Raw genomic sequence first — 25,904 nt, forward strand, 5'->3', positions numbered from 1 at the left:
GCGCCACAGCCACCTCACCGTGCACGGCGACCGGCTGGCCGAGGTGCGCGGCGATGCGCACCTCACCGTCCAGGGCGAACGGCGCGAGCGCACCGCGGGCGATCAGCATCTCACCGTCGAGGGCACCCTGCACCTGAAGGCCGGACAGGCCTGGCTCAGCGAAAGCGGCCGCGAACTGCACCTCAAGGCCGGCCAGAAGGCCGTCCTCGAAGCCGGTGCCGAGATCACCCTCCAGGCCGGGGGCAGCTTCATCAAGCTCGATCCGGCCGGCATCACCCTCAGCGGCGCGGCCATCCGCATCAACTCCGGTGGCAGCCCCGGGTCGGGCAGCGGGCAGCAGATGCAGGCGCCCGAACTGCCGGGGCATGTGCCCCCGGGGGCAGCCGACGGGGTGGCGGAAAACGGCCCCGATGCCTTGCTCGACGCCCAACCGCTGTCAGCCAGCCGCTTACGGCAGTGGGCCGCGCGGGACACCTTGTTGCAGCCCCAGTGTCACCGGGGCCAGGACGACCGCTGCCCGCTCACCGACTGTCCATGCCCGACGGGTGATGATGACCCGGATCACGCCTGAACGAGTCCGCCGATATGGATATCAGCCACAATCCAGAAAACGTTCTGATGCTGCTCGACGGCGCCACCACCGATGCCCCGAGGCTCGCCTACCAGCATGATGATGCCCCCGAGCTGGAACGGCTTTATGCGGGAACCCCGCACCAGGCCGCGATCTCCGTCAGCCCCTGCCTGGTCCGGCCTTCACCCGGTAGCGAGCTTCTCGCGGCCCCGGAAACCTGGCAGGACCACGGCATCCTGCTCGAATCCCCGGCCGACCTGCCCGTGGTCGCCAACCACCTGCGCAGCCTGATCAGCCTGCGGCTGCCCTCCGGGCAGGGCGCGTACTGTCGGTTCTATTCGCCAGGGCAGATGATCCCCTTCCTCTGCGCACTCGATCCGGAAGAACTCCGTGCCTTCAGCGGACCCATCCACGCCTGGCACCTGCCCGGCACCGACTATGTCATCCGCGCGGCGTCGGCGGGTCCCGCGCGAAATGCAGCCGACGAGGGCTGGTTCCAAATGAGCGACGACCACATGAAGCACCTGCAGGAACAGTCCCGGTGGCTGTTCAGGATGCGCGTGGCGCGGTTGTCGGGGCTGGCCGGGCAGCCGGACGGGCAACTGCGCTGCGCGCGCCTCATCGAGCGCGCGGAGCACTACGGTTTTCGTTCCGAACTCGAGGTGGGGCGGTTCGTGGCGCTCGCGGCGGCCCACGCCCCCCGCCTGGAAGAGCAAGACGGTCAGGGCATCCTTCGAACCGACGGATGGCAACCCGCGAAACGGCTCGATGCGCTGGAGCAACTGGCCCTGGGAGGTGCCCGATGAGTTCTGTCCACACCGTACGCGACGGCGACACCCTCCGGGGCATCGCACGGCAGCATGGCATTCCCCTGACAACCCTGACGGAGCTGAACCCCGAGATCGATAACCCCGACCGCATTTATCCCGGGCAAACGGTTCAGTTGCCGGAAAGCGGGGGAGGCCTGTCCGACAGCCGGTCGCCCGGTGGCATCAGCCAGCCCGCACCCTGCGAGGACGAGGCGGGCGAGGTCACGCTGCTGCCCTTGCGATATGCCCTGGTGGAACCGTGCGAGATCGCTGGTGCGCGAATCCGTTCCCCCTATCCCGAACTCGGCACACGCCCAATCGGTGTGCGCCTGGCGCGGGATGGTTATATCTACGTGGTCGAAGAGCAGCCCTCCGCGGACGGGCAGCCACCCCGGCTGCACGAGTTCCGGCTGGAGGCCATGACGCCGACCCGCCTGCTGGATGGTGTGGAGACGGTGACCGAGGACTGCCGCGAAGAGGCGCAGGGCACGCCATACCTCACATTCGGGTCCACCTGCCGTCTCCATGTCGCCTATGCCACGGCCCCGTGGAGCGCCGACCGCTGCAACCGCATGCTGGAGGATCACCGCGAACGCGGCCGGCGCATGCAGCCCGTCGATCTCGCGGGGGCGATCTCCGGGAACGCCCGTCGCCACCCGGCGAGCGTTGAGCCGCTGCTCACAGGCGACCGGCTGCGTGCGGCCGTGGCGGAACTGCGTGACCCGCCCGAGAGCGGCACGCCGGAAAGCCCGGTGGAAGCCGAGCGAACCGCCTACCCCTGGACCGCTCCGCCGCCTTCCCCACCGGCCACCGATACGCTCGAGACGAGCGAGGACAGCACCCCGGCCACCCCGGGCGAGGGCGACCAGGCGATCCCCACCGGGCCGGCGCTCGCGCCCTTCGAACACACCACGCTGGACGACATCCTCCGGGTTTCTGCGCCGGAGGATGTCGAAGACGACCACCTGTTCGGCCTGGTGCTGCGCGACGACCTGGGGCTACTGCAGGACCTGGCCGATTACCAGGATCACGTGGTCGCCTGGCTGGATACCTGGACGCAGGCGCATGAAACCCGGTACGTGGTTGGCGGGTTCATCGAATCGCTCTTCCTGCTCGATGAGGAGGATTTCCTCGATGACCCGCGCTTCCGGGAACTGGTGGAGGACACCACCGAAGAGCAGCGCCGCGCCATACTCGACTACCTGAACACGCTGGAGCACGAATCCGGCGGATTTATCGAATCCACCCGGCAAGCCTTCGGAAGCTTTGAAGGATTCCTTCAGGCCGTCAACCCGTTCGCCGACCCTTCGCACCGCCAGGTGGCCCAGGCCCGCAACGAGATGTCAGCTGCCCTGGGTGCCGAACTCTGGGAGCGCCACCAGCCGGTCATCGACGAAAAGCGCGACGCCCTCCGGGCACGGCTGCAGGGGCAGGGGGTCGGCGCGCAGGGGCTGCTTGATCTCGTCGACAGGCCGGCCATGGGCGAGTTCCTCGAAACCCACCGGGGGCACCTGCAGCGCTGGCACGATCTGCTCGATCGCATCACGGCGGATCGGGTCGAGCTGATCACGACCAACCACTTCCACGAGGCGGCCTGGTACTTCGACCCCGACCACGACGATCAACTGCAGCAGGCGCTGTACACCGAATACCTGTGCCTGCGGGACATCTGCCGCACGGACGAGGCCACCGAAGCCATCGCCGCCTGGCTGGATGCCCAGCCGCAATGGACCGAACCCCTTTTTCAGACGCTGCCCCCGGAAGACCAGCGTCGCGCCGCCCGGGAGCTGGAAGAACTGGTCGGGCTGACCCGGGTCACGGTCGGCACCACGCAGGCCCCCGAAACGGTGGAAAACTTCCAGCACCTGGCGCTGCGGCTTCAGGGGATCAGCCAGGCCTACAACCTGCCCGGCACCAGCGAATTCGGAGTCGCGGCCCGGGGCATGGATGACCTGCGCCGCGCAACCTTCTTCCCCGCCAAGGCACTGGGCCTTGCCCGGGCTCGCGACCAGATACTGCAGAGATTCCAGGCCGGCGGCGACCTCGACCTGGGCGACATCATGCGCCGCATACCCGGTTCCGCTTGGCTGGACATGGTCCGGGGGTTCGCCGAGCACGGTGCCACGGTCGACCTGCCCACGGAACGCCACGCCCGCCGCTTCAGCGCCGACGTGGACCGGGCACTCGCCCTCCGCGCACACCTGCGCCAGCTCAACCGCAGCCTGAAGCAGGAAGGCGAGCGCCACCGCCGGGGGTATATCAATGCCGCGGTATACCGCGAGACCACCCGGGACCTTCGGCGCGACCGCGAAAACATCCGCGCCCGCCTGCTCGATGTGGAGCAGCGCCTGTCCGCCGCCATCAATCCCCTGGAGACGACGGACAATCGCGTCGGCCTGCAACTGCGGGGACTGGATGCCGAAGCCCACCGGGAGATCCGCCGCATGGCCGACGACGCCCGCGCCGGCCGGCCCCTGCAAATCCGCGCCGACGCCGGCAGCGTGCTGCGCAGTGATAGCCTGGCCGTGATCATTGCGGTGCTGCAGCTGCGAAACCTGGGCGGTGCGCTGCACGAGTATCTCGGCAAAGACCGAAGAAACTTGCACGACCATCAGGCCTTCGCGAACGCCATGTTCGCCGCCGCAGCCTCCTCCTTCGCCGCCGCTCAGGGCATCGCCATCACGCTGCTCGCCGCCCAGCTGCCCCGGGTGCGCAGCCAGATGGCGCGGGGCGCGGGGGCCGCCCGCCTCGGCTGGCTCACCGGCCACCTGGGCATCGGGGCGTACGGGCTGGGCTTTCTCGCCTCGCTGTCGGAGACCGGCCGCAGCCTGCGCCGATGGGGCGAGGCCCTGCAACAGGGCGATGGCCAGGCCCTGGCCGGCGCCACGCTCTCCCTGGCCGGCTCCAGCGGGCTCACGGCAACCCAGGGCTGGGCCTTCTGGCGGAACACCAGTCTCGTGCGTGACATCTACCGTGCGGGCGGGGGCGCCGCCGCCTGGGCGACCCGCAGCGCCGCGTTCGTCTCCATCTTCTGGCGGGCCAACCTGCTGGGCCTGCTCTTCACCGCCATTCAGCTCGGCGGGCTCGCGTGGTACCGCCGCCACCAGCGCGACGCACTGGACACCTGGCTGGAGCAGAGCGCCTGGGGGGTCAACAATGCGGCGCTCGATCTGCAGACCCACCAGCGGCGCTGGGCCGGCGCCGTCGTCGAACCCCTCCTTGTCCTGCGCAAGGTCGACCATGGCGCGGAACTGGAGCTGGTCCTCCCCGACCTGGATCCGCAGGACCTCGCCGCTGGCGCCGTCCAGCTCGCGGCCCTGCGAAAGGACCCCGATCATCAGTCCGGCCGTAAGTGGTACGCCTGGAGCCAGCCGCTCGCCGAGCAGCTCGAGCAACCGTCCAGCGAGGAGGCGACCCTTCGCCTGCGGCTGTTCCCCGAAGAGCTCAACGCCCAGACCGGCCTCACGCTGCGCCTGACCTACCCCTCCGCGCTAGCCCCCGGGCTGGAGCGGAAGGTCCAGTTTCAGCTCAACACCCTGAGCCCCCATGGGGTGCCCACGGCCACCGAGGTCGCCTCCGGCCGGCGCAGTGCGCCACCGGAGGGACGCATCATCGCTCCCATGCCGATGGCCGTTTGGGTCGTGGATGCCCCGCCGACCGTACCCCTGCAGCCCGGGACAGAAGCATGAGAAAGAAACAACCCGCCGATCCGACCCCCGACCTCTCCGCGCAGCCCCGGGCCGGGGAAATCCGCCCCTTCCCCACCGGCGAGGCGCTGTTCCTTGCGCCGCTGCCAATACCGCTGGGCATACGCGCGACGGACCCGAACCAGTTCCTCGTCCACATGGACGACACCTGCCTCGATCTGGACGCCAGCCGCCACACCGCACAGGCCCACCAGATCATGATCGGCATGCCCTTCTTCATCGGCGTGATCTTCACCGCCTTGGGGATACCCCTGTTTACCGGAACGGCCGGGCTCGCCTACGGTGAGCCCTTCTGGGAAATCACCCTGGAAATGGCCCTGTTCGCCGTCCCCTACGGCCTTTTCGGCGGCACCCTGTTGTTTCTGATTGCGCTCCATGCCTTCTTCCACCGCATGAAGAAGACCCGGCGCTACACCCCCGTGCGCTTCCATCGCCAGCGCCGCGAGGTCGCCACCTACGACCCCGACACCGGCCAGACCCTTTTCGCACCCTTCGAGCAGGTCACCGCCTGGGTCGCCACCAGCACCGGCGCCACCCCCTACGGCGCCATGACCCAGTACAACCTCGGCCTGACCTTCGAGGACTCCGATACGGGCCGGTCCCATACCGCCATGTTCCCCGCCTCGACCACCGGGGAAGCCATGGGCCTGTGGGAGGCCATACGCCGCTACATGGAGTACGGACCGGGGAACCTTGAGCGGCCTACAATAGATTGGGCCGGCGACCCGATCGACCCGCGTGAATTCCTCCCCTATGACGGCGAGCATACCTTCGAGATCAAGCGGGCACGGCTCATGCAGTATTACCGCGAGGGGTACCATTCGGTCATCCTCGTCTTCTTCTGGCACCTCTACCACCTGATCACTTTCTGGAAGCTTCCCTTCCGCCTGGCCGAGTGGGAATACCACCAGGGCCGAGCCCCGATCCCGCCGGACATGCAGGCCTGGTCGCAGCCCATCCCGGAGCCGGAATGGGCCACTCCCAGCCCGGCGCTCGAGGCCGCCACCCGCCGCGCCGCGCAGGCACTCGAAGAAACCCCCGGCATCACCATGCCCGAAATGCTCACCACCGCCCTCGGCGACTGGCAGCCCCCACCAGCCAACCCCAGCGGGGAGGGGAGCAACCCAAAACCATGAGCAAGAAGCCACCGGCCGATCCGACCCCCGACCTGTCCGCGCAGCCCCGGGCCGGGGAAATCCGCCCCTTCCCCACCGGCGAGGCGCTGTTCCTCGCGCCGCTGCCAATACCGCTGGGCATACGCGCGACGGACCCGAACCAGTTCCTCGTCCACATGGACGACACCTGCCTCGATCTGGACGCCAGCCGCCACACCGCACAGGCCCACCAGATCATGATCGGCATGCCCTTCTTCATCGGCGTGATCTTCCTTGGCTTGGGGTTTCCGCTGCTTGTCGGCACGACCGGGCTCCCATACGGTCATCCGTTCTGGGCAAGCATGCTACAAGCGGCCATGGTCTCCATCCCCTACGGCCTTTTCGGCGGCACCCTGTTGTTTCTGATTGCGCTCCATGCCTTCTTCCACCGCATGAAGAAGGCCCGGCGCTACACCCCCGTGCGCTTCCATCGCCAGCGCCGAGAGGTCGCCACCTACGACCCCGACACCGGCCAGACCCTCTTCGCACCCTTCGAGCAGGTCACCGCCTGGGTCGCCACCAGCACCGGCGCCACCCCCTACGGCGCCATGACCCAGTACAACCTCGGACTGACCTTCGAGGACTCCGATACGGGCCGGTCCCATACCGCCATGTTCCCCGCCTCGACCACCGGAGAGGCCATGGGCCTGTGGGAGGCCATACGCCGCTACATGGAGTACGGACCGGGGAACCTTGAGCGGCCTACAAAGGATTGGGCCGGCGACCCGATTGACCCGCGTGAGTTCCTCCCCTACGACGGCGAGCATACCTTCGAGATCAAGCGGGCACGGCTCATGCAGCACTACCGCGAGGGGTACCATTCGGTCATCCTCGTCTTCTTCTGGCACCTCTACCACCTGATCACTTTCTGGAAGCTTCCCTTCCGCCTGGCCGAGTGGGAATACCACCAGGGCCGCGCCCCCATCCCGCCGGACATGCAGGCCTGGTCGCAGCCTGTTCCGGAGCCGGAGTGGGCCACCCCCAGCCCGGCGCTCGAGGCCGCCACCCGGCGCGCCGCGCAGGCACTCGAACAAACCCCCGGCATCACCATGCCCGAAATGCTCACCACCGCCCTCGGCGACTGGCAGCCCCCAATAACCAACCCCAACGGCGAGGGGAGCCACCCGAAACCATGAGCAAGAAGCAACCCGCCGATCCGACTCCCGACCTGTCCGCGCAGCCCCGGGCCGGGGAAATCCGCCCCTTCCCCACCGGCGAGGCGCTGTTCCTTGCGCCGCTGCCAATACCGCTGGGCATACGCGCGACGGACCCGAACCAGTTCCTCGTCCACATGGACGACACCTGCGTCGATCTGGACGCCAGCCGCCACACCGCACAGGCCCACCAGATCATGATCGGCATGCCCTTCTTCATCGGCGTGATCTTCATCGCCTTGGGTATACCCTTGTTCACCGCAACGGTCGGGCTCGCCTACGGTGAGCCCTTCTGGGAAATCACCCTGGAAGTCGCCATGGGCGCCGTCCCCTACGGCCTTTTCGGCGGCACCCTGTCGTTCCTCATCCTCCTCCATGCCTTCTTCCACCGCATGAAGAAGACCCGGCGCTACACCCCCGTGCGCTTCCATCGCCAGCGCCGCGAGGTCGCCACCTACGACCCCGACACCGGCCAGACCCTTTGCGCACCCTTCGAGCAGGTCACCGCCTGGGTCGCCACCAGCACCGGCGCCACCCCCTACGGCGCCATGACCCAGTACAACCTCGGGCTGACCTTCGAGGACTCCGATACGGGCCGGTCCCATACCGCCATGTTCCCCGCCTCGACCACCGGGGAGGCCATGGGCCTGTGGGAGGCCATACGCCGCTACATGGAGTACGGACCGGGAAACCTTGAGCGGCCTACAAAAACCCTGTCCGGGCAACCCATCGACCCGCGCGAATATCTCCCCTACGACGGCGAGCATACCTTCGAGATCGCCCGCCACAAGCTCCACGAGGACCTCCGCGACGGCTTCACGAGCCGAACTTTTGTGTTCTTCTGGTATCTCTACCACCTGATCACCTTCTGGAAGCTCCCTTTCCGTCTGGCCGAGTGGGAATACCACCAGGGCCGCGCCCCGATCCCGCCGGACATGCAGGCCTGGTCGCAGCCCATCCCGGAGCCGGAATGGGCCACTCCCAGCCCGGCGCTCGAGGCCGCCACCCGCCGCGCCGCGCAGGCACTCGAAGAAACCCCCGGCATCACCATGCCCGAAATGCTCACCACCGCCCTCGGCGACTGGCAGCCCCAACGACGCGACCCCAACGGGCAGGGGGGCAACCCGAAACCATGAGCAGGGCGCCGCACGCCGCACCGCTCAGGCCCGCTCCCCCTGGCGTCGCCAGCGATGCCAACTCGCGCCGCAGATCGGCCACATCGGCATGGAGGCCTACCGGCAACAGCAGGCGCGGCTGCGGCCGAATCCTGCGGCGTGAGTCCCACTCTTGAAGGTTCTGGGTTCACACCCTCTCCCCCCGCGACTCAACCCGGCGCAGAAACCGTTTGAGCTTGAGATCCGCATCGACTGGCCATGAAGCGCTCCCCTCGCACTCACCCGTTGAGACCGCTACAATCGGCCTCTAATGGCAAAAAGCCGGGCCCATGACCCCGGCCATCCACCCGTCGCGGCCATGCAGCCCGGCGCAGGACCACCAGAACAATCGATAGAGGAGCTTGGGGTGAGCGAATACCTGTTCACGTCAGAGTCGGTATCCGAAGGCCATCCGGACAAGATGGCGGACCAGATCTCCGACGCCGTGCTAGACGCCATCCTGGCCGAGGACCCCCAGGGGCGCGTTGCCTGCGAGACCATGATCAAGACCGGGATCATCATCCTGGGCGGCGAGGTGACCACCTCCGCCAACGTGGACTACGAGGCCGTGGCCCGGGAGACGGTCAAGGAGATCGGGTACAAGCACCACGAGATGGGCTTCGACGGCGAGACCTGCGGCGTCATCAACATCCTGGGCAAGCAGTCGGTGGACATCGCCCAGGGCGTGGACCGCGACCACCCCGAAGAGCAGGGTGCCGGCGACCAGGGCCTGATGTTCGGGTATGCCAGCAACGAGACCGACGTGCTCATGCCCGCCCCCATCACCTACTCTCACCGGCTGGTGCAGCGCCAGTCCGAGCTGCGCCGTAACGGCCAGCTGCCCTGGCTGCGCCCGGACGCCAAGAGCCAGGTCTCCCTGCGCTACGTGGACGGTCGCCCGGTGGCGGTGGACACGGTGGTGCTCTCCACCCAGCACGCCCCGGACCTCACCCAGGACCAGGTGCAAGAGGCGGTGATCGAGGAGATCATCAAGCCGGTGCTGCCCGCGCAGTGGATCACCCGGGCCACCCGCTACCTGGTCAACCCGACCGGGCGGTTCGTGATCGGCGGCCCCGTCGGTGACTGCGGGCTCACCGGGCGCAAGATCATCGTCGACACCTACGGCGGCATGGCCCGCCACGGCGGCGGCTGCTTCTCCGGCAAGGACCCATCCAAGGTGGACCGCTCCGCGGCCTACGCCTGCCGCTACGTGGCCAAGAACATTGTCGCCGCCGGCCTGGCCGAGCGCTGCGAGATCCAGGTCTCCTACGCCATCGGGGTGGCCGAGCCCACCTCCATCAGCGTCGATACCTTCGGCACCGGCCGGGTCGAGAGCGAAAAGCTGACCCGCATCGTGCGCGAGCACTTCGACCTGCGGCCCTACGGCATCCTCAAGATGCTCGACCTGGTGCGCCCCATCTACACGGATACCGCGGTCTACGGCCACTTTGGCCGGGAGGATGCAAACTTCCCCTGGGAGCAAACCGACCGCGCGGAGGAGATCCGCGCCGCCGCCGGCCTGTAACGCACCGGACCGCAAACGCGAAGACCCATCGGCTCGGCCTCGAGGAGCGCTGCAACAGGGCATATCGCCCTGCCAGGCTCGAGGCCCCGCCGTCACCTTTCCCAACGGCGCTCAGCGAAATCGGAGTCTGCACCATGAATGCTGTCGTGGATACCAAGACCAACGACTACATCGTGCGCGACATCGGCCTCGCTGACTGGGGCCGTAAGGAAATCGCCATCGCCGAGACAGAGATGCCCGGCCTGATGGCGGTGCGCGACGAATACCGCAACGAGCAGCCGCTCAAGGGCGCCCGCATCGCCGGGAGCCTGCACATGACCATCCAGACCGCGGTGCTCATCGAGGCACTGATCGAGCTGGGGGCCGAGGTGCGCTGGGCGTCCTGCAACATCTACTCCACCCAGGACCATGCCGCCGCGGCCATCGCTGCCCAGGGCATCCCGGTGTTTGCCTACAAGGGCGAGACCCTGGAGGAGTACTGGGACTACTGCCACCGCATCTTCGAGTTCGAAGGCGAGCCGGCGAACATGATCCTGGACGACGGCGGCGACGCGACGCTGCTGCTCAACCTGGGCGCGAAGGCTGAGCAGGACGCCTCCGTGCTGGACAACCCGGGCAGCGACGAGGAGAAGGCGCTGTTCGCCAGCATCCGCAAGCGCCTGGAGAGCCAGCCCGGCTGGTACAGCAAGCGCCTGGATGCCATTCAGGGCGTCACCGAGGAGACCACCACCGGGGTCAGCCGCCTGGTACGCATGGCCAGCGAGGGCACCCTGCCCTTCCCCGCCATCAACGTGAACGACTCGGTCACCAAGTCCAAGTTCGACAACCTCTACGGTTGCCGCGAGTCGCTGCTGGACGGCCTGAAGCGGGCCACCGACGTGATGATCGCCGGCAAGGTCTGCGTGGTGGCCGGCTACGGCGACGTGGGCAAGGGCTGTGCCCAGAGCCTGCGCGGCCAGGGCGCCACCGTCTGGGTCACCGAGATCGATCCCATCTGTGCCCTGCAGGCGGCCATGGAGGGGTATCGGGTGGTCACCATGGATGAGGCGGCGGACAAGGCGGACATCTTCGTCACCGCCACCGGCAACTACCACGTGATCACCGGTGAGCACCTGAAGGCGATGAAGCACAACGCCATCGTCTGCAACATCGGCCACTTTGACAACGAGATCGACGTGGCCAGCCTGCGCGACTGCGAGTGGGACAACATCAAGCCGCAGGTGGACCACATCACCCTGCCCAGCGGCAACAAGATCATCCTGCTGGCCGAGGGGCGGCTGGTGAACCTGGGCTGCGCCACCGGCCACCCCAGCTTCGTCATGTCCAACTCCTTCACCAACCAGGTGCTGGCACAGATCGAGCTGTTCGCCCATGGCGACAACTACGACAACCAGGTCTACGTGCTGCCCAAGCACCTGGACGAGAAGGTGGCGCAACTGCACCTGCAGAAGATCGGCGCACAGCTCACCGAGCTGACCCCGGAGCAGGCGGAGTACATCGGCGTATCGGTGGACGGGCCCTACAAGCCCGAGCACTACCGGTACTGACCGGGCGCCCCCCGTCACTGCGAGCCCCTTCCGGGGCGTGGCAGTCCATGCCAGCGTTTAGATCGCCGCGGGCCTCCGGCCCTCGCGATGACGGGATGCCTCTCCTGGTTCGTCCCCATTTCGGGCCCGCGTAGCGGGGGAGGCCCTCGCTTTGACGGGGGACGTCGTGCTGGCTCATACATATGGTGAAGACCGACAACATGGAATCGCAGAAACAGCATACGCCGGTGTACAGCTGCGAGTTTTTCCCGCCCCGCACCGAGCGGGGCGTGGAGAAGCTGCGGACCACCCGCGAGCGGTTGGCGCAGCTGAACCCGGCCTACTTTTCGGTGACCTTCGGCGCCGGTGGCTCCACCCGCGACCGCACCTTCGAAACGGTGACCGAGATCCACCGCAGCGGCCTGGAGGCCGCGCCACACATCTCCTGCATCGGCTCCACCCGCGAGAGTATCGCCGAGCTGTTGCACAACTACCGCGAGCAGGGCATCCGGCGCATCGTGGCGCTGCGGGGCGACATGCCCTCCGGCACCCGCGATGTGGGTGAGTTCCGCTACGCCAACGAGCTGGTGGCCTTCATTCGCGAGGAGACCGGCGACCACTTCAAGATCGAGGTGGCGTGCTACCCGGAGTTCCACCCCCAGGCCCGCGACGCCGAGGCCGACCTGGACAACTTCGCCCGCAAGGTGGAAGCCGGGGCGGATGCCGCCATCACCCAGTACTTCTACAACGCCGACGCCTACTTCCACTTCGTGGAGCAGGCCGAACAGCGCGGCGTCACGGTGCCGATCGTCCCGGGCATCATGCCCATCATCAACTTCAAGCAGCTGGCCCGCTTCTCCGACGCCTGCGGGGCGGAGATCCCGCGCTGGCTGCGCAAGCGGCTGGAGGCCTGCGGCGACGACAAGGTCGCCATCCAGGCGCTGGGCCACCAGGTGGTGGCCGACCTCTGCCGCCGCCTGCTGGACGGCGGCGCGCCCGGCGTGCACTTCTACAGCATGAACCAGGCCGGACCGGTGGAACGGCTCTGGGCCGACCTGGACCTGCCCCGGTGAGCACGCATGCACCCGGCCGGCCCGGTCGGGTGCATGCCCTGACTAAAACGCGTCCCGGCCCCGATCCGGACTCAGGGCGGCGGCCAGCAGGCGTTGGGTGTAAGGCTGCGCCGGCTGCTCGAACACCCGGTCCGCACTCCCCTGCTCCACCACCTGGCCGTCCTTCATCACGATGATGTGGTGCGAGAGCGCCCGCACCACCTTCAGGTCGTGGCTGATGAACAGGTAGGCCAGCTGGTGGCGGGTCTGCAGATCGCGCAGCAGCGCCACCATGCGCGCCTGCACCGAGCGGTCCAGCGCAGAGGTGGGTTCGTCCAGCACGATCAGCTTCGGCTTCAGCACCAGCGCCCGGGCCAGGGCCACCCGCTGGCGTTGGCCGCCGGAAAGCTCGTGGGGGTAACGGCTCATCACCTCGACGGGCAGCCCCACCTCCTCCAGGGCGCGGGCGATCTCAGCGTGGCGTGCCGTCTCATCCATGTCCGGGGCGTGGATCTCCAGCCCCTCGGCCACGATCTGTTCCACCGACAGCCGAGGACTGAGGCTGCCGTAAGGGTCCTGGAAGACCATCTGCATCCCTTTGCGCAGCGGCCGGAGCGCCCTGGGCTTCAACTCGGTGATCTCCCGCCCGTCGAACACCACCCGCCCCTGCGCCGCCAGCAGCCGGAGCACGGCCTGGGCCAGCGTGGTCTTGCCGGAGCCGCTTTCCCCCACCACGCCGATGGTCTGCCCCGGCGCCAGATCCAGGTCCACTCCGTCCACGGCCCTCACGTAACCCCGCACCCGGCGCAGGAAGCCGCCCCGAATGGGGAAGTGCACCTTCACCGCCTCCGCCTGCAGCACCGACCCGTCCGCCGCGGGCACCGGCGACGGCCGCCCCGAGGGCTCCGCGTCGATCAGCTCCCGGGTATAGGGGTGGCCCGGGCGGGTGAACAGGGCCTCGGTGGGCGCGGCCTCCAGCAGCTCGCCGTGGCGCATTACCGCGATGCGATCGGCCATGTGGCGCACCACGTTCAGGTCGTGGCTGATCAGCAGCACCGCCATGTTCAACCGCCGCTGCAGGTCGCGGATCAGCTGCAGGATCTCCGCCTGCACGGTCACATCCAGCGCCGTGGTGGGCTCGTCGGCGATCAGCAGTTTGGGGTTGTTGGCCAGGGCCATGGCGATCATCACCCGCTGGCGCTGCCCGCCCGACAGCTCGTGGGGGAAGCTCCGCAAGCGCCGCGTCGGGTCGGGCAGCTGGACCAGGTCCAGCAGTTCCAGGATCCGCTGGCGTGCCCGGGCACCGGTGAGCCCCTGGTGGATGCGCAGGGTCTCGCCGATCTGCCGGTCGACCCGGTGCAGCGGATTGAGGGAGGTCAACGGCTCCTGGAAGATCACGCCGATGGGCCCGCCCCGGAGGTGGCGCAGCACCCCGTCCGGCGCGCCGAGGATCTCTTCGCCCTCGAAGCGGATGCTGCCGCCCGGATGCCAGGCCCGCGGATAAGGCAACAGGCCCAGCACCGACAGGGCGGAGACCGACTTGCCGGAGCCGCTCTCCCCCACCAGCGCCAGCGTCTCGCCCGCGTCCACCCGCCAGCTTACCCCGCGCACGGCGGGCACCTCCCGCCCCTCGGCGCGGAAGCTCACCTGCAGATCCGTCACCTCCAGCAGCGCGCTCATCGGCCCACCCCCGCCGCGTTCACCTGCCCGAGGGTCTTGCGCGGGTCGAAGGCGTCGCGCACCGCCTCGCCGATGAAGATCAGCAGCGTCAGCATCACGGACAGCACCAGGAACACGGTAATGCCCAGCCAGGGGGCGTGCAGGTTGGCCTTGGCCTGGGCCAGCAACTCACCCAGCGAAGGCGAGCCCGGCGGCAGGCCGAAGCCCAGGAAATCCAGCGCCGTCAGGGTGGTGATGGCCCCGGAGAGGATGAAGGGCACGAAGGTCAGCGTAGCCACCATGGCGTTGGGCAGCGCATGGCGCAGGATGATGGTCCGGTCGGGCACCCCCAGGGCCTTGGCCGCCTTCACGTACTCGAAGTTACGCACCTTGAGGAATTCCGCCCGCACCACCGCCACCAGCGTGGTCCAGGAGAAGAGCAGCATAATAAACAGCAACCACCAGAAGTTGGGCTGCACCAGACTGGCCATGATGATCAGCAGGTAGAGCACCGGCAGGCCGTTCCAGATCTCGATGAACCGCTGGGCCAGCAGGTCCAGCCAGCCACCGAAATAGCCCTGCACCGCCCCGGCCAGCACCCCGATGATGGAGCTGGCCACGGTCAGCGCCAGCCCGAAGAGCACCGAGATGCGAAAGCCGTAGATCAGCCGGGCGGTCACATCCCGCGCCTGGTCGTCCGTCCCCAGCCAGTTCTCCCCCGAGGGGGGCGCGGGCGCAGCGTGCTCCAGATCGTAGTTGATGGTGTCGTGGCTGTAGCGGATCGCGGGCCAGAGCATCCAGCCCTTCTCCTCGATCAGCTCGGCGACGAACTCATCCCGGTAGTCCGCCGTGGTGGCGAAATCCCCGCCGAAGGCCGTCTCCGGATAGTCGCGGAAGACCGGGAAATAGTAGCCGCCGTCGTACTGCACCACCAGCGGCCGGTCGTTGGCGATGAACTCCGCCCCCAGCGACAGCCCGAACAGGGCCAGGAAGATCCACAGCGACCACCAGCCCCGCCGGTTGGCCTTGAACTGCTGCCAACGCCGCCGGTTGAGCGGACTGAGTTGGAAACTCGGCCGCCAGCCCGCCATCAGCCCGCCCTCCGCTCGAAGTCGATCCGCGGGTCGATGGCCACGTACATCAGATCCCCGATGAGGTTCAGCACCAGCCCCAGCAGGGTGAAGATGAACAGCGTGCCGAATACTACCGGGTAGTCCCGGTTGACCACCGCCTCGAAGCCGAGCAGGCCCAGCCCGTCCAGAGAGAAGATCACCTCAATGAGCAGCGCCCCGGTGAACAGGATGCCAATGAAGGCGGCGGGGAAGCCGGCAATCACGATCAGCATGGCATTGCGGAAGACGTGGCCGTAGAGCACGCCCCGCTCGTCGCAGCCCTTCGCCCGGGCGGTCATCACGTACTGCTTGTTCACCTCCTCCAGGAAGCTGTTCTTGGTGAGCATGGTCAGCCCGGCAAAGCCGCTGATCACCATGGCCAGCACCGGCAGGGTGATGTGGTGCAGGTAGTCGAGGATGCGCATGGGCCAGCTCAGGTCGTGCCAGTCGTCGGAGACCAGCCCCCGCAAGGGGAAGAGATCGAGCCAGGAGCCGCCGGCAAAGAGCACGATGAGCAGGATCGCGAACAGGAAGTTGGGGATGGCGTAGCCGACGAAGATCACCGCCGAGGTGGACAGATCAAACCGGCTGCCGTCGCGCACGGCCTTGCGGATGCCCAGGGGGATGGAGATGAGGTAGACCAGCAGCGTGGTCCACAGCCCCAGGGAGATGGACACCGGCAGCCGCTCGCGGATCAGCTCGATGACGCTGCGGTCGGCGTAGAAGGACTCGCCGAAGTCGAACTGCATGTAGTTCCAGGCCATCTGCAGGAAGCGCTCGTGGGCGGGGCGGTCGAAGCCGAACTGCGCCTCCAGCTCGGCGACGAACTCGGGGTGCAGCCCCCGGGCCCCGCGGGAGACCTCGTCCGCCATGCGCGCGGCATCCCCCGCCTCGCGGGCGTTGACCCCGGTGAACCGGCCGGTGGCGTCCCCACCGCTGCCCTGCACCTGGGCAGCGATGCGCTCCACCGGGCCGCCGGGGGCGAACTGCACGATGGCGAAGTTGATGAGCATGATCCCGAGCAGCGTCGGGATCATGAGCAACAGTCGCCGGGCAACGTAGCCCCACATCAGAGATCAGCGGCCCGCTCTTCGTCGTACCACCAGGTATCGAAACCCAGGCTGTAGGTGGGGCTGGTCTCGGGCCGGCCGAACTTGTCCCAGTAGGCCAGGCGGAAGGCCGGCAGGTGCCAGTGGGGCACCACGTAGTGCCCGTGCAGCAGCACCCGGTCCAGGGCGCGGGTGGCGGCCACCAGGGTGTCACGGTCGGGCGCGTGGATGATGCGCTCGATCAGCGCGTCCACCGTCTCGTCGCAGATACCGGCGTAGTTGCGGCTGCCCGGGGTCTCGGCGGCGGCACAGCTCCAGTAGTTGCGCTGCTCGTTGCCCGGGGAGTTGGACTGGCCGATCAGCTGCACGGTGACGTCGAAGTCGAAGTCATCCATCCGGCTCTGGTACTGGGAGGTGTCCACGGTGCGCACGCTCACATCCATGCCCAGCCGCTCCAGGTTGCGCCGCCAGGGCAGCACCACCCGTTCGAAGCTGGAATCGTCGAGCAGCACCTCGAACCGCATGCGCTCGCCGCTCTCGGTGTGCACCAGGCGGCCGTCGTCCACCTCCCAACCGGCCTCGGCCAGCAGCTGGCTGGCCTGGCGCAGGTTACGGCGCAGGCCGCGCTCGCCCTCGGTGCTCGGCGGCTCGAAGGCGGCTTCGAACAGCGCCTCGGGCAAGTCATCGCGGTAGGGCTCGAGCATCTCCAACTCGGCGTCCGACGGCGCGCCCTCCGCCGCCAGCTCGGAGTTGGAGAAGTAGGAGCGGCTGCGGGTGTAGCCGTCGTGGAAGAGGTTGCGGTTGGTCCACTCGAAGTCGAAGGCCAGGGAGAGGGCCTCGCGGACCCGCGGGTCGCTGAAGCGGTCCTTGCGGGTGTTGATGAAAAAGCCCTGCATGCCCGTGGGGATCTCGTGGTCGATCTCCTCCCGCTGGACGCGACCATCGCGCACGGCGGAGAAGTCGTAGGCGTTGGCCCAGTTGCGTGCAATGTTCTCCTGGCGGAAGTCGTACTCACCGGCGCGGAAGGCCTCCAGAGCCACGTCGGCGTCGCGGTAGTAGTCGTAGCGGATGCGGTCGAAGTTATGGCGCCCGCGCTTTACCGGCAGGTCCTCCGCCCAGTAGTCCTCCACCCGCTCGTAGACGATGTGCCGCCCCTGGCGCACCTCGGCCACCCGGTAGGGGCCGCTGCCCAGCGGCTTGTCCAAGGTGGTGCGATCGAACTCGCGGTCCGCCCACCAGTGCTCCGGCAGCACCGGCATCTGGCCAACGATCAGGGGCAGCTCGGCGTTCTCGTTGCCCTCGAAGTGGAAGGTCACCTCGTGCTCGCCGGTCTGCTCCGCGCCGGTCACGTCCCGGTAGTAGCTGCGCAGGGAGGGGTGGCCCTTCTCGCGGAGGGTCTCGAAGGTCCAGATCACATCGTCGACGGTAACCGGCTCGCCGTCGTGGAAACGCGCCTCGGGGCGCAGGGTAAAGCGCACCCAGTAGCCCTCCGGGTCCACCTCGATGGTCTCGGCGATCAGGCCGTACTCGGTGAAGGGCTCATCGGCGCTGTTGGTGGTCAGGGTGTCGAAGACCTGCGACAGGCCCTGGGCCGGCACCCCGCGCAGGATCCACGGGTGGAGGCTGTCGAAGGTGCCCAGCGCGGACAGGCGCACCGAACCGCCCTTGGGGGCGCCCGGGTCGACGTACTCGAAGTGCTCGAAGTCGGGTCCGTATTTCGGCTCGCCGTGCAGGGCGATGGCGTGACCACCGGCCAGGGCGGCGGCGGGAAGCACCAGGGCGGAGGCCAGGGCCAGGTTGGACAAAAAGGGTCTGAGCAATCGCTTGGGCACGGTGCGGTCTCCTTACGGCTCGCCGGGCGATGTGACAGGTCACCTTATAGCAGACATTCTGCGGCAACCACCGTTCCCCGGCCAGCGGCCCCCCGGCACCGGGCCTACCGGCGGCGGGCGTGCTACGGGTACCCGGCGACTACAACGGCGGGCCGCTGATGGTAGCATTGGGGCCTCGCTGTAATGCCCACTCGCCCACCCGCGGGCACCACCGTTTTCAGGAGGCAACGACAACATGGGATTTCTCAACGGCAAGCGCGCGCTCATCGTGGGCGTGGCCAGCAACCGCTCCATCGCCTGGGGCATCGCCCAGGCCATGCGTGAACAGGGCGCGGAGCTCGCCTTCACCTACCAGACCGAGAAGTTGAAGGGCCGGGTCGAGGACCTGGCGGCCAAGGTGGACAGCGACATCGTGCTGCCGCTGGACGTGGCCGAGGACGAGCAGATCGACGATGTCTTCAAGCAACTCGGCGAGCGCTGGGACGGGCTGGACATCGTGGTGCACGCGGTGGGCTTCGCCCCGCGCGAGGCGCTGGAGGGCTCGTTCGTGGAGAATACCACCCGGGATGCCTACCGCATCGCCCACGACATCAGCGCCTACAGCTTCGTGGCCCTCGCCCGGGCCGCCCGGCCGCTGATGGAGGGTCGAAACGGCTCGTTGCTCACCCTCTCCTACCTGGGTGCCGAGCGCTCCATGCCCAACTACAACGTCATGGGCTCGGCCAAGGCCAGCCTGGAGGCGAGCACCCGCTTCATGGCCGCCGATCTGGGCCCGGAGGGCACCCGGGTGAACGCCATCTCCGCCGGCCCCATCCGCACCCTGGCCGCCTCCGGCATCGGCAACTTCAGGAAAATGCTGCAATTCAACGCGGATGCAGCCCCGCTGCGCCGCAACGTGACCACCGAGGAGGTGGGCAACGCCGCCGCATTCCTGTGTTCCGACCTGGCATCGGGCATCACCGGCGAGGTGCTGCACGTGGACTCCGGCTTCAACACCGTGGCCCTGTCCAGCTCGCTGATGGAATAAGCCTGGCATGGCCGGGGCGTGGCGATGCCGTGCCCCGGCCCGCAGGGTCCGGCTAGCGGATATTGTCCTCGATGGCGCGCAGGATGTGCCGGGACTTGGTCTCGTCGCCGAAGGTGCCCACCCGGATCCGCACATCAGTGATGTTATCCGTCTTCTTCGCCACGCGGATATTCACCGACTTGTCGTCGGCGTCCTCCAGCTCGTAGCGCGTGGTCATGCCGTCGGTCCGCCGGTCGATCTTGGTCAGCTCCAGCTGATCCACGGCCCGATCGGTCGCCTCGCGGCACTGCTGGTAACTGCACTCCACCTCCGAGCGTAACTCACCGCGCACATACGCCACGGCACCCGCAGCCCCACCACCGGCCACCAGGGCCGCACAGCCGGACAGCAGCACCGGCGTGCCGGCGAAGAGCAGCACCCACATCAGGGGTAAGGCAAGAAGCCTTTTCATCATCTTTTCCTCTCCCACGAGAAACATTGCGTATGCATTGATGATAGCCCGGCGCGCCCGCACATGCGCCCGGGGCCGGTAATGCAACATAGAGCAATACCGGTCATAAAAAAACCCACGCCGTTCCAGCGAACGACGCGGGCCTGCCAACTCCCCCCAGAGGGTCAGGAACTGAGGGGAATGCGGCTTACGCGGTTGCGGGTGTTCTCCCCTTGTTCATGGCCATGAAGCCGAACCAGAGGACGGCCCAGCCGATCCAGAGCAGGTACCAGATATTCATGCCACCTGCGATGATCGCCATGCCGATCAGACCCGCTGCCAATACATAGTAGATCATCGGCAGCAACGTCTTGCGGATGATGTCACCCTCGCGGCCGATCAGGCCCACCGTGGCAGAAGCAGCCACCACGTTGTGCACCGTGACCATGTTGCCGCCGGCACCACCCACGGCCTGCAGGGCTACCACCCAGGTCGCCCCGGAGGCGCCCAGACCGATCTGCTCGGCGGTGGAGATCTGGAAGAAGGAGAACATCAGGTTACTCACCGTGTTACTCCCGGCCAGGAAGGCCCCCAGACCACCGATCAGCGGCGAAAACAGCGGCCAGGCCTCGCCGGCCATGGCGGCCACACCCTGGGCCAGCATCTCGGGCATGCTCGCGATCTGGGCCGCACCGCCCAGCGCCACGCCGTCCTGCAGCGCCATGCGAATGTCCTCGACGCTGTCCAGACCACCCGGGGCGGAGTTGATGAACACCTGCACCATGGGCACGGCGAATATCAACGCCACGCCCGCCGCCAGAATGGTCCGGCCGGCGGTCTTCCAGGCGTTGAGGTAGTTACCGTGGTTCCACATCTGGTGGAGGAAGTAGGTGATCACCGAGGTCACCAGCAGCACGAAGCCGGGCAGGTAGAGCGGCTGCGAGCTCGCGGTAATGCCGGAACCAAAGATATCCGGCCAAGACAGCGTCACCGACTGCAGTGCGGCGACCACCGGGTCCACGGTCCGGGTGAGCACCAGCAGCACGGCAACCACCACATAGGGGGCCCAGGCCTGGAGCTGAGTCAGCTCGCTGCCCGCGGCACGCTCCGGGGTGGCCTCGTCCTGCAGGCGGCTGATCCACTCCGGCTCCCACTTGCTGCGCTCCTCGAAGTGGAAGGTATCCTTCGGGATCAGGAAGCCCTTCTTGGCCGCCGGCACCACGATGGCCAGACCGATCAGGCCGCCGATCAGGGACGGGAAGGCCGGACCGAGCAGGGCCGCCACCGCGTAGTAAGGCACCACGAAGGCCACACCTGCGAACAGCGCGAAGGGCCAGGCCCGCAACCCATCGACGAAGGAGCGGTTCTTGCCGAAGAAGCGGGTGAGCATGCCCACCATGATCAGCGGCACCAGGAAGCCCGCCAGCGAGTGGATGAGCGCCACCTGCATGCCGATCTGATTGACCAGCTCCGCGTGGGTGGTGCCCAGGGACTCGATGACCCGCTGGGTCACGCTCTGGTCCTCGATACCGGCACTGACGCCCACCAGGATCGGCGTGCCCACCGCCCCGAAGGAGACCGGCGTGGACTGGATGATCAGTGCCGACATGACCGCGGCCATGGCCGGGAAGCCCAGCGCCACCAGCAACGGTGCCGCAATGGCGGCCGGGGTGCCGAAACCGGAGGCCCCCTCGATCAGGCAGCCGAACAGCCAGGCGATGATGATCGCCTGCACCCGGCGGTCGGGCGAGATATCGGCAAAACCTTTCTGGATGGTGGCGATCGCCCCGCTCTCCTTCAGCGTGTAGAGCAGCAGGATCGCCCCGAAAACAATGAACAATATATTAAGCGCAACGACCACCCCGTTAATCGAGGCGGCAGCCACCACGTTGAACTCGGTACCCCAGAAGAAAAGTGCCACCGCGACGGCGACCACGTAAGCCAATGGCATGGCGTGTTTCGCCGGCCATCGAAGTATCACCAGAAACAACGCCACGGTTGCCAGCGGCAACAGGGCAAAGAATGAAAGCACACCCAAATTCATGAGCCCAGAACCTCCTCCGAATGATTATCTAAAGTGGGCTGGCGAGTCCTTGCGGCTTCCCTGACCCAACGGTTCCTGCACAACCAGCACCGCCTTATTGCAGGCTTGTTGCCTGTTTCTTGCCGGCCGGCTAGGCGCCGACCAACAACACAAGCAGCCGGCGCGGCCCGTGGGCCCCCAGCTGCATGGTCTGCTCCACGTCCGCCGTACGCGACGGACCGGTAATCAGATTGACCACCCGCGGCCACTGCGCCCCCAAACGGGTACGCAACTGCACCCAGGCATCCTCCAGGTGCCCAACCAGGTGTTCGGCATCCACCAGCACCACGTGGTAGTCGGGCAGGAAGTTGAGAGTGGTGGGCGTCTCGGCCCCGGAGCGCAGCACCACCGTGCCGGTCTCGGCCACCGCCAGCAGCGCCTGGCTGACGCCCACCAGGTCATCCCCGGCGCTGGCGCCCTCGCTCACGCGCAAGCCGTCCGAGGCCCAGTCGATATCGGCTACGGCAGGGGCCAGGCGCGCCTCGGCGGCCACGTCCTGCGCTTCGAGCCAACGCTTCAGCGCGGCCGGCGCGTCGCTGCGGCGAGCGATACGGACGCACTCGCCCGCGACCTTCTCCAAGCCCTCGGCGAACTGGTCGGGTAGCGGCTTGTTGGCCAGCACGGGGCGCAACGGCTCCTGCTCCCCGCCGTGGATACGCTGGTCCAGTACCGCCTGGCGGCTCTCGGAGAGCGCCGGGCGCCCGAGCCCGCGGCGGATGTCCCCCAGGATGCGTTCGCGGCTGCTACTCATCCCCGTCCCCCTTGACGCTTTTTCCAGGCGCTCATGAAGGTCTCCCCCTCGGGGACCGGCATCACCCGGCCGCCGGCCATCCAGTTGCCCCCCAGGGGCAGCTTGCTGATATGGCCACGCTTGCCGCCCATGCCGGCCAGCAACCGCGCCTGCACCCGGGTCGCGAGGCGGTACATGGCCGGGCGACGCGCTAGCCACCCCCACAGGGCCAGGCCCCAGCGTGAACGCTTGGTCCCCATACGGGCCTGGAACTGGCGATGGCGCAGGTTGCGCAGCAGGTCCGGCAGCGGAATCCGCACCGGGCAGACCTCCTGGCAGCGGCCGTTCAGGGTGCAGGCGTTGGGCAGGTCCTTGGCCTCGCGTAGGCCCAGGGTGAGCGGCGTCAGCACCGAGCCCATGGGGCCGGGGTAGACCCAGCCGTAGGCGTGCCCGCCGATGGCCCCGTAGACCGGGCAGTGGTTCATGCAGGCACCGCAGCGGATGCAGCGCAGCATTTCGCGGAACTCATCGGCCAGCATGGTGGATCGGCCGTTGTCGATGAGCACCACGTGGTACTCCTGCGGCCCGTCCGGGTCGCCCTCGCGGCGGGGGCCGGAGAATAGTGTGGTGTAGCTGGTGATGTCCTGGCCGGTGGCGCTGCGCCCGAGCAGCCGCAGCAGCGTGGTGGTGTCCTCCATGTTGGGAACCACCTTTTCGATCCCGGCGGTCACGATGTGCACCCGGGGCAGCGTGCTGGTCAAATCGCCGTTGCCCTCATTGGTGACAATGATGTTGCAGCCGTTCTCCGCCACCAGGAAGTTGGCCCCGGTGATACCCACGTCGGCGGACAGGTACTTCTGGCGCAACACCTGGCGCGCCTCATTGACCAGGTCCGGCACCTCGGTGAGCCGCTGCGTGTAGCCGTACTTGGCGTGGAAACGGTGAAAGAGATCGGAGATCTCTTCGCGGGTCTTGTGGATGGCGGGGGCGATGATGTGGCTGGGCGGCTCCTCCGCCAGCTGGATGATGTACTCGCCCAGGTCGGTCTCGACAACCTCCAGGCCAGCCTCCTCCAGCGCCTCGTTGACCCCCACCTCTTCGCCCACCATGGACTTGCCCTTGATGACGCTGCGCGCCTCCGCCTTGCGGCAGATATCCCGGACAATGTTGCGGGCCTCCTCGGCATCCGCCGCCCAGTGCACCACCCCGCCGTTCCGGCGCACCGCCTCCTCGTAGCGCAGCAGGTAGTGGTCCAGGTGCTCCAGGGTGTGGTTCTTGATCTGCACTGCCCGGTCGCGCAGCGCCTCGTACTCGGACAGTGCGCTCACCGCGTTGAAGCGCTTGAGCACGAAACCGTCCTTGGCGCGCCCCAGGGCCTGCTGCAACGTGGGATTGTGCAGGGCGGCGCCGGCGCGCTGGACGAACTCGTGGCTGTGAGACTCCATTAACGCTCCTCCCCGTCGCCCAGACCGGGACCGTGGGCCATGTCCGCCAGCACCTCTGCTGTATGGTAGACCCGTACGGGCGAGCCCGCCGCCTTCAGCCGGCCCGCCATGTTCAGCAGACAGCCCAAATCGCCCCCGAGCAGGGTGTCCGCGCCACTCGCCTGGGCAGCCTGCGCCTTGTCATCCACCATGCGGCCGGAGATCTCCGGGTACTTGACGCAGAAGGTACCGCCGAAGCCGCAACAGACCTCCGCGTCCTCCATCTCCACCAGCTTCAGCCCCTCCACCTGTTGCAACAGCGCGCGCGGCTGGCGCTTGATGCCCAGCTGGCGCAGCCCGCTGCAGCTGTCGTGGTAGGTGGCCTTGCCCTCGAACCGGGCACGGATGGTGTCGTTGGCGCCCAGTACATCGGTGAGAAAACTGAACAACTCATAGGAGCGGTCCGCCAGATGGCGCGCCCGGCTCTCCCACTCCGGCGACTGCTGGAACAGGTCGGGGTACTTGTGAACGCTGCCGATGCAGGAGCCGGAGGGCGAGACCAGGTAATCGTAGCCCTCGAAGGCGGTGATGACGCTGCGAGCCAGTTCGGCCGCGGTGATGTTGTCACCGCTGTTGTAGGCGGGTTGGCCGCAACAGGTCTGCTGCTGGGGCACCTCCACCGTGCAGCCGGCCTGCTCCAGCAGCCGCACGGTGGCGAAACCGATATTCGGCCGGAAGGCGTCGACCAGGCAGGTTACCAACAGCCCTACCTTCGGCCCTTGGGTGTCGGGTGTCGTCATGGGTTGGGCCCTGGGTGCGTCAGCACCGACCGGGCTCCTCCTCTGTTGTTCTGATTGCTTCGCGTTATTCTTGGTCAAATCAGTTACCCATCACATGGTCTGACCGATCTCTTATACTTGTCAATAGTAGAGGGGGACGACTGTGTCGAGGTTCAAATGACTGGAGACTAAGTGCGGTACAATGCGCATTTCCCGGCAAGGAGGACCCGCGGGTGCATGCGCAGGCCTGTAAATCCCGCGGAGAAGAGGATCAAAGCCCCATGACATTCAAGACGATAAAGCCGGCCCGGCTCTCCGATTCAATCATCCATCAGATCGAGGAGCTCATCCTCAATGGCGTGCTAAAACCCGGCGACCGCCTGCCGGCGGAGCGGGAGCTGGCACAAGAGCTGGACGTCTCGCGCCCGTCGCTGCGCGAGGCCCTGCTGAAGCTGGAGGCCCGGGGGCTGCTCAAGGCCCGCCCCGGCGGCGGCACCTTCGTGGCGGATATCGCCGCGCCCACCGTAACCGAACCGCTGGTGGAACTGCTGAAGGACCGGCCCGAGGCCACCTTCCAGATCCTGGAGTTGCGCCATGCGCTGGAGGAGATGGCGGCGTGGTATGCCGCGCTGCGCGCCACCGAGGCGGATCGTGAGATTATCCGGCGACGCTACGAGGCGTTGATCGAGCTTTACGACACCAACGACGACCCCGACCTGGATGCCGAGGCGGACGCGGAGTTTCACCTGGCGATCGCTGATGCCTCGCACAACGTCGCGCTCATCCACGTGGTTCGCGGGCTGTTCAGCCTGCTGCGCAACAGCATTACCCGGTCACTGCAGCAGCTGAAGCAGCGCAACGAGGACTACGCCCCGCTGCGCGACCAGCACCGGGCGATCTACGAGGCGATCATGGCGGGTGACCCGGCGCGGGCCAGGGAGGCGGCCAACGTGCACCTGACCTACGTTGAGGAGTTCATGCGCAAGGGGATCGCCATGCAGGACCGGGAGGCGGTCTCGCAGCGGCGGCTGCGCCGGTTGTTGGACTAGAGGCGACGTAGCCGGCGTGGCAGTCCAGGCCGGCGTTTGGATCGCCACGGGCCTTCGGCCCTCGCGATGACTGGGGGG

At 67.5% G+C, this 25,904-nt stretch carries 19 protein-coding genes, 1 pseudogene and 1 riboswitch; of the genes and pseudogenes, 11 read left to right on the forward strand and 9 right to left on the reverse strand.

From position 1 onward, the window contains the following. From DFR31_RS14030 to metF, 9 genes and pseudogenes are all read left to right on the forward strand, one after another. Positions 1–571 (forward strand): annotated as a pseudogene (locus DFR31_RS14030) (DUF2345 domain-containing protein); the annotation flags it as partial. A gap of 14 nt (positions 572–585) precedes the next feature. Next, entirely contained in the window at positions 586–1,377 is a 792-nt protein-coding gene (locus DFR31_RS13300; RefSeq protein WP_121443185.1) for a DUF4123 domain-containing protein, read from the forward strand. After that, complete coding sequence (locus tag DFR31_RS13305; RefSeq protein ID WP_170153699.1) at positions 1,374–5,069, forward strand: toxin VasX; 3,696 nt, start codon at positions 1,374–1,376, stop codon at positions 5,067–5,069. Before DFR31_RS13300 ends, DFR31_RS13305 begins: the two co-directional genes overlap by 4 nt. Next, a complete protein-coding gene (locus tag DFR31_RS13310) occupies positions 5,066–6,223 on the forward strand; it encodes a low temperature requirement protein A (protein WP_121443187.1) in 1,158 nt (385 codons plus the stop codon). The genes DFR31_RS13305 and DFR31_RS13310 overlap by 4 nt, the downstream gene beginning before the upstream one ends. Then, positions 6,220–7,377, forward strand: a complete 1,158-nt coding sequence (locus tag DFR31_RS13315) for a DUF6708 domain-containing protein (protein WP_211328316.1) — start codon at positions 6,220–6,222, stop codon at positions 7,375–7,377. The genes DFR31_RS13310 and DFR31_RS13315 overlap by 4 nt, the downstream gene beginning before the upstream one ends. After that, positions 7,374–8,531, forward strand: a complete 1,158-nt coding sequence (locus DFR31_RS13320) for a SoxR reducing system RseC family protein (protein ID WP_211328317.1) — start codon at positions 7,374–7,376, stop codon at positions 8,529–8,531. Before DFR31_RS13315 ends, DFR31_RS13320 begins: the two co-directional genes overlap by 4 nt. Before the next feature lie 337 nt (positions 8,532–8,868). Then, positions 8,869–10,074 carry a methionine adenosyltransferase gene (gene metK, locus DFR31_RS13325; RefSeq protein ID WP_211328320.1) on the forward strand — a complete coding sequence of 402 codons (1,206 nt, stop codon included), beginning with the start codon at positions 8,869–8,871 and terminating at the stop codon, positions 10,072–10,074. Between the two features lie 35 nt (positions 10,075–10,109). Beyond that, a riboswitch (S-adenosyl-L-homocysteine riboswitch) is annotated at positions 10,110–10,194 on the forward strand. Between the two features lie 14 nt (positions 10,195–10,208). Beyond that, on the forward strand, positions 10,209–11,621 hold the full coding sequence (gene ahcY / locus DFR31_RS13330) for an adenosylhomocysteinase (protein ID WP_121443189.1): 1,413 nt from the start codon (positions 10,209–10,211) through the stop codon (positions 11,619–11,621). A 200-nt stretch (positions 11,622–11,821) separates the two neighbouring features. Continuing rightward, positions 11,822–12,673: a methylenetetrahydrofolate reductase [NAD(P)H] gene (metF, locus tag DFR31_RS13335; RefSeq protein WP_121443211.1), complete on the forward strand. Its 852-nt coding sequence runs from the start codon at positions 11,822–11,824 to the stop codon at positions 12,671–12,673. Positions 12,674–12,715: 42 nt separating this feature from the next. Here the strand turns inward: metF and DFR31_RS13340 are convergent, their stop codons facing one another. Genes DFR31_RS13340 through DFR31_RS13355 form a run of 4 tightly spaced genes read right to left on the reverse strand, consistent with a single transcriptional unit; the run spans position 12,716 to position 18,304 of the window. Beyond that, positions 12,716–14,332 carry an ABC transporter ATP-binding protein gene (locus DFR31_RS13340; RefSeq protein WP_121443190.1) on the reverse strand — a complete coding sequence of 539 codons (1,617 nt, stop codon included), beginning with the start codon at positions 14,330–14,332 and terminating at the stop codon, positions 12,716–12,718. Further along, positions 14,329–15,402, reverse strand: coding sequence for an ABC transporter permease (locus DFR31_RS13345; protein WP_121443191.1), 1,074 nt, complete (start codon positions 15,400–15,402; stop codon positions 14,329–14,331). The genes DFR31_RS13340 and DFR31_RS13345 overlap by 4 nt, the downstream gene beginning before the upstream one ends. After that, positions 15,402–16,493, reverse strand: a complete 1,092-nt coding sequence (locus tag DFR31_RS13350; RefSeq protein WP_121443192.1) for a microcin C ABC transporter permease YejB — start codon at positions 16,491–16,493, stop codon at positions 15,402–15,404. Before DFR31_RS13350 ends, DFR31_RS13345 begins: the two co-directional genes overlap by 1 nt. Continuing rightward, complete coding sequence (locus DFR31_RS13355; protein WP_121443193.1) at positions 16,493–18,304, reverse strand: extracellular solute-binding protein; 1,812 nt, start codon at positions 18,302–18,304, stop codon at positions 16,493–16,495. The genes DFR31_RS13350 and DFR31_RS13355 overlap by 1 nt, the downstream gene beginning before the upstream one ends. 235 nt (positions 18,305–18,539) lie before the next feature. On the opposite strand from DFR31_RS13355, the gene DFR31_RS13360 reads away from it, so the two are divergent. Beyond that, positions 18,540–19,331, forward strand: a complete 792-nt coding sequence (locus DFR31_RS13360; RefSeq protein ID WP_121443194.1) for an enoyl-ACP reductase FabI — start codon at positions 18,540–18,542, stop codon at positions 19,329–19,331. Positions 19,332–19,383: 52 nt separating this feature from the next. Here DFR31_RS13360 and DFR31_RS13365 read toward each other — a convergent pair whose 3' ends face one another. The 5 genes from DFR31_RS13365 to DFR31_RS13385 all read right to left on the reverse strand — a co-directional run bounded on the left by DFR31_RS13365 (position 19,384) and on the right by DFR31_RS13385 (position 24,798). Further along, positions 19,384–19,782: a DUF3568 domain-containing protein gene (locus tag DFR31_RS13365; protein WP_211328318.1), complete on the reverse strand. Its 399-nt coding sequence runs from the start codon at positions 19,780–19,782 to the stop codon at positions 19,384–19,386. A gap of 187 nt (positions 19,783–19,969) precedes the next feature. After that, positions 19,970–21,805 carry an L-lactate permease gene (locus DFR31_RS13370; protein ID WP_121443196.1) on the reverse strand — a complete coding sequence of 612 codons (1,836 nt, stop codon included), beginning with the start codon at positions 21,803–21,805 and terminating at the stop codon, positions 19,970–19,972. Positions 21,806–21,935: 130 nt separating this feature from the next. Beyond that, positions 21,936–22,595, reverse strand: coding sequence for a LutC/YkgG family protein (locus DFR31_RS13375; protein ID WP_121443197.1), 660 nt, complete (start codon positions 22,593–22,595; stop codon positions 21,936–21,938). After that, the gene (locus DFR31_RS13380; RefSeq protein WP_121443198.1) at positions 22,592–24,019 is read right to left on the reverse strand and encodes a LutB/LldF family L-lactate oxidation iron-sulfur protein; all 1,428 of its coding nucleotides are present in this window, start codon (positions 24,017–24,019) and stop codon (positions 22,592–22,594) included. Before DFR31_RS13380 ends, DFR31_RS13375 begins: the two co-directional genes overlap by 4 nt. After that, the gene (locus DFR31_RS13385; protein ID WP_121443199.1) at positions 24,019–24,798 is read right to left on the reverse strand and encodes a (Fe-S)-binding protein; all 780 of its coding nucleotides are present in this window, start codon (positions 24,796–24,798) and stop codon (positions 24,019–24,021) included. The genes DFR31_RS13380 and DFR31_RS13385 overlap by 1 nt, the downstream gene beginning before the upstream one ends. 260 nt (positions 24,799–25,058) lie before the next feature. Between DFR31_RS13385 and DFR31_RS13390 the strand changes: the two genes are divergently transcribed. Next, positions 25,059–25,826, forward strand: coding sequence for an FCD domain-containing protein (locus DFR31_RS13390; protein ID WP_121443200.1), 768 nt, complete (start codon positions 25,059–25,061; stop codon positions 25,824–25,826). Positions 25,827–25,904 lie beyond the last annotated feature (78 nt).

Origin of the sequence: Alkalispirillum mobile, assembly GCF_003664325.1 — a bacterium.
GTDB classification, from domain to species: Bacteria; Pseudomonadota; Gammaproteobacteria; order Nitrococcales; family Halorhodospiraceae; genus Alkalilimnicola; species Alkalilimnicola mobilis.

Excerpts from the sequence above, each read along its gene's own strand:
- DFR31_RS13380 (WP_121443198.1), bottom strand. The coding sequence starts at position 24,019 with ATGGAGTCTCACAGCCACGAGTTCGTCCAGCGCGCCGGCGCCGCCCTG.
- DFR31_RS13390 (WP_121443200.1), top strand. The coding sequence starts at position 25,059 with ATGACATTCAAGACGATAAAGCCGGCCCGGCTCTCCGATTCAATCATC.
- DFR31_RS13305 (WP_170153699.1), top strand. The coding sequence starts at position 1,374 with ATGAGTTCTGTCCACACCGTACGCGACGGCGACACCCTCCGGGGCATC.
- DFR31_RS13345 (WP_121443191.1), bottom strand. The coding sequence starts at position 15,402 with ATGGCGGGCTGGCGGCCGAGTTTCCAACTCAGTCCGCTCAACCGGCGG.
- DFR31_RS13385 (WP_121443199.1), bottom strand. The coding sequence starts at position 24,798 with ATGACGACACCCGACACCCAAGGGCCGAAGGTAGGGCTGTTGGTAACC.
- DFR31_RS13370 (WP_121443196.1), bottom strand. The coding sequence starts at position 21,805 with ATGAATTTGGGTGTGCTTTCATTCTTTGCCCTGTTGCCGCTGGCAACC.
- DFR31_RS13365 (WP_211328318.1), bottom strand. The coding sequence starts at position 19,782 with ATGAAAAGGCTTCTTGCCTTACCCCTGATGTGGGTGCTGCTCTTCGCC.
- DFR31_RS13360 (WP_121443194.1), top strand. The coding sequence starts at position 18,540 with ATGGGATTTCTCAACGGCAAGCGCGCGCTCATCGTGGGCGTGGCCAGC.
- metF (WP_121443211.1), top strand. The coding sequence starts at position 11,822 with ATGGAATCGCAGAAACAGCATACGCCGGTGTACAGCTGCGAGTTTTTC.
- DFR31_RS13320 (WP_211328317.1), top strand. The coding sequence starts at position 7,374 with ATGAGCAAGAAGCAACCCGCCGATCCGACTCCCGACCTGTCCGCGCAG.
- DFR31_RS13375 (WP_121443197.1), bottom strand. The coding sequence starts at position 22,595 with ATGAGTAGCAGCCGCGAACGCATCCTGGGGGACATCCGCCGCGGGCTC.
- DFR31_RS13310 (WP_121443187.1), top strand. The coding sequence starts at position 5,066 with ATGAGAAAGAAACAACCCGCCGATCCGACCCCCGACCTCTCCGCGCAG.
- DFR31_RS13340 (WP_121443190.1), bottom strand. The coding sequence starts at position 14,332 with ATGAGCGCGCTGCTGGAGGTGACGGATCTGCAGGTGAGCTTCCGCGCC.
- DFR31_RS13315 (WP_211328316.1), top strand. The coding sequence starts at position 6,220 with ATGAGCAAGAAGCCACCGGCCGATCCGACCCCCGACCTGTCCGCGCAG.
- DFR31_RS13300 (WP_121443185.1), top strand. The coding sequence starts at position 586 with ATGGATATCAGCCACAATCCAGAAAACGTTCTGATGCTGCTCGACGGC.
- metK (WP_211328320.1), top strand. The coding sequence starts at position 8,869 with ATGCAGCCCGGCGCAGGACCACCAGAACAATCGATAGAGGAGCTTGGG.
- ahcY (WP_121443189.1), top strand. The coding sequence starts at position 10,209 with ATGAATGCTGTCGTGGATACCAAGACCAACGACTACATCGTGCGCGAC.
- DFR31_RS13350 (WP_121443192.1), bottom strand. The coding sequence starts at position 16,493 with ATGTGGGGCTACGTTGCCCGGCGACTGTTGCTCATGATCCCGACGCTG.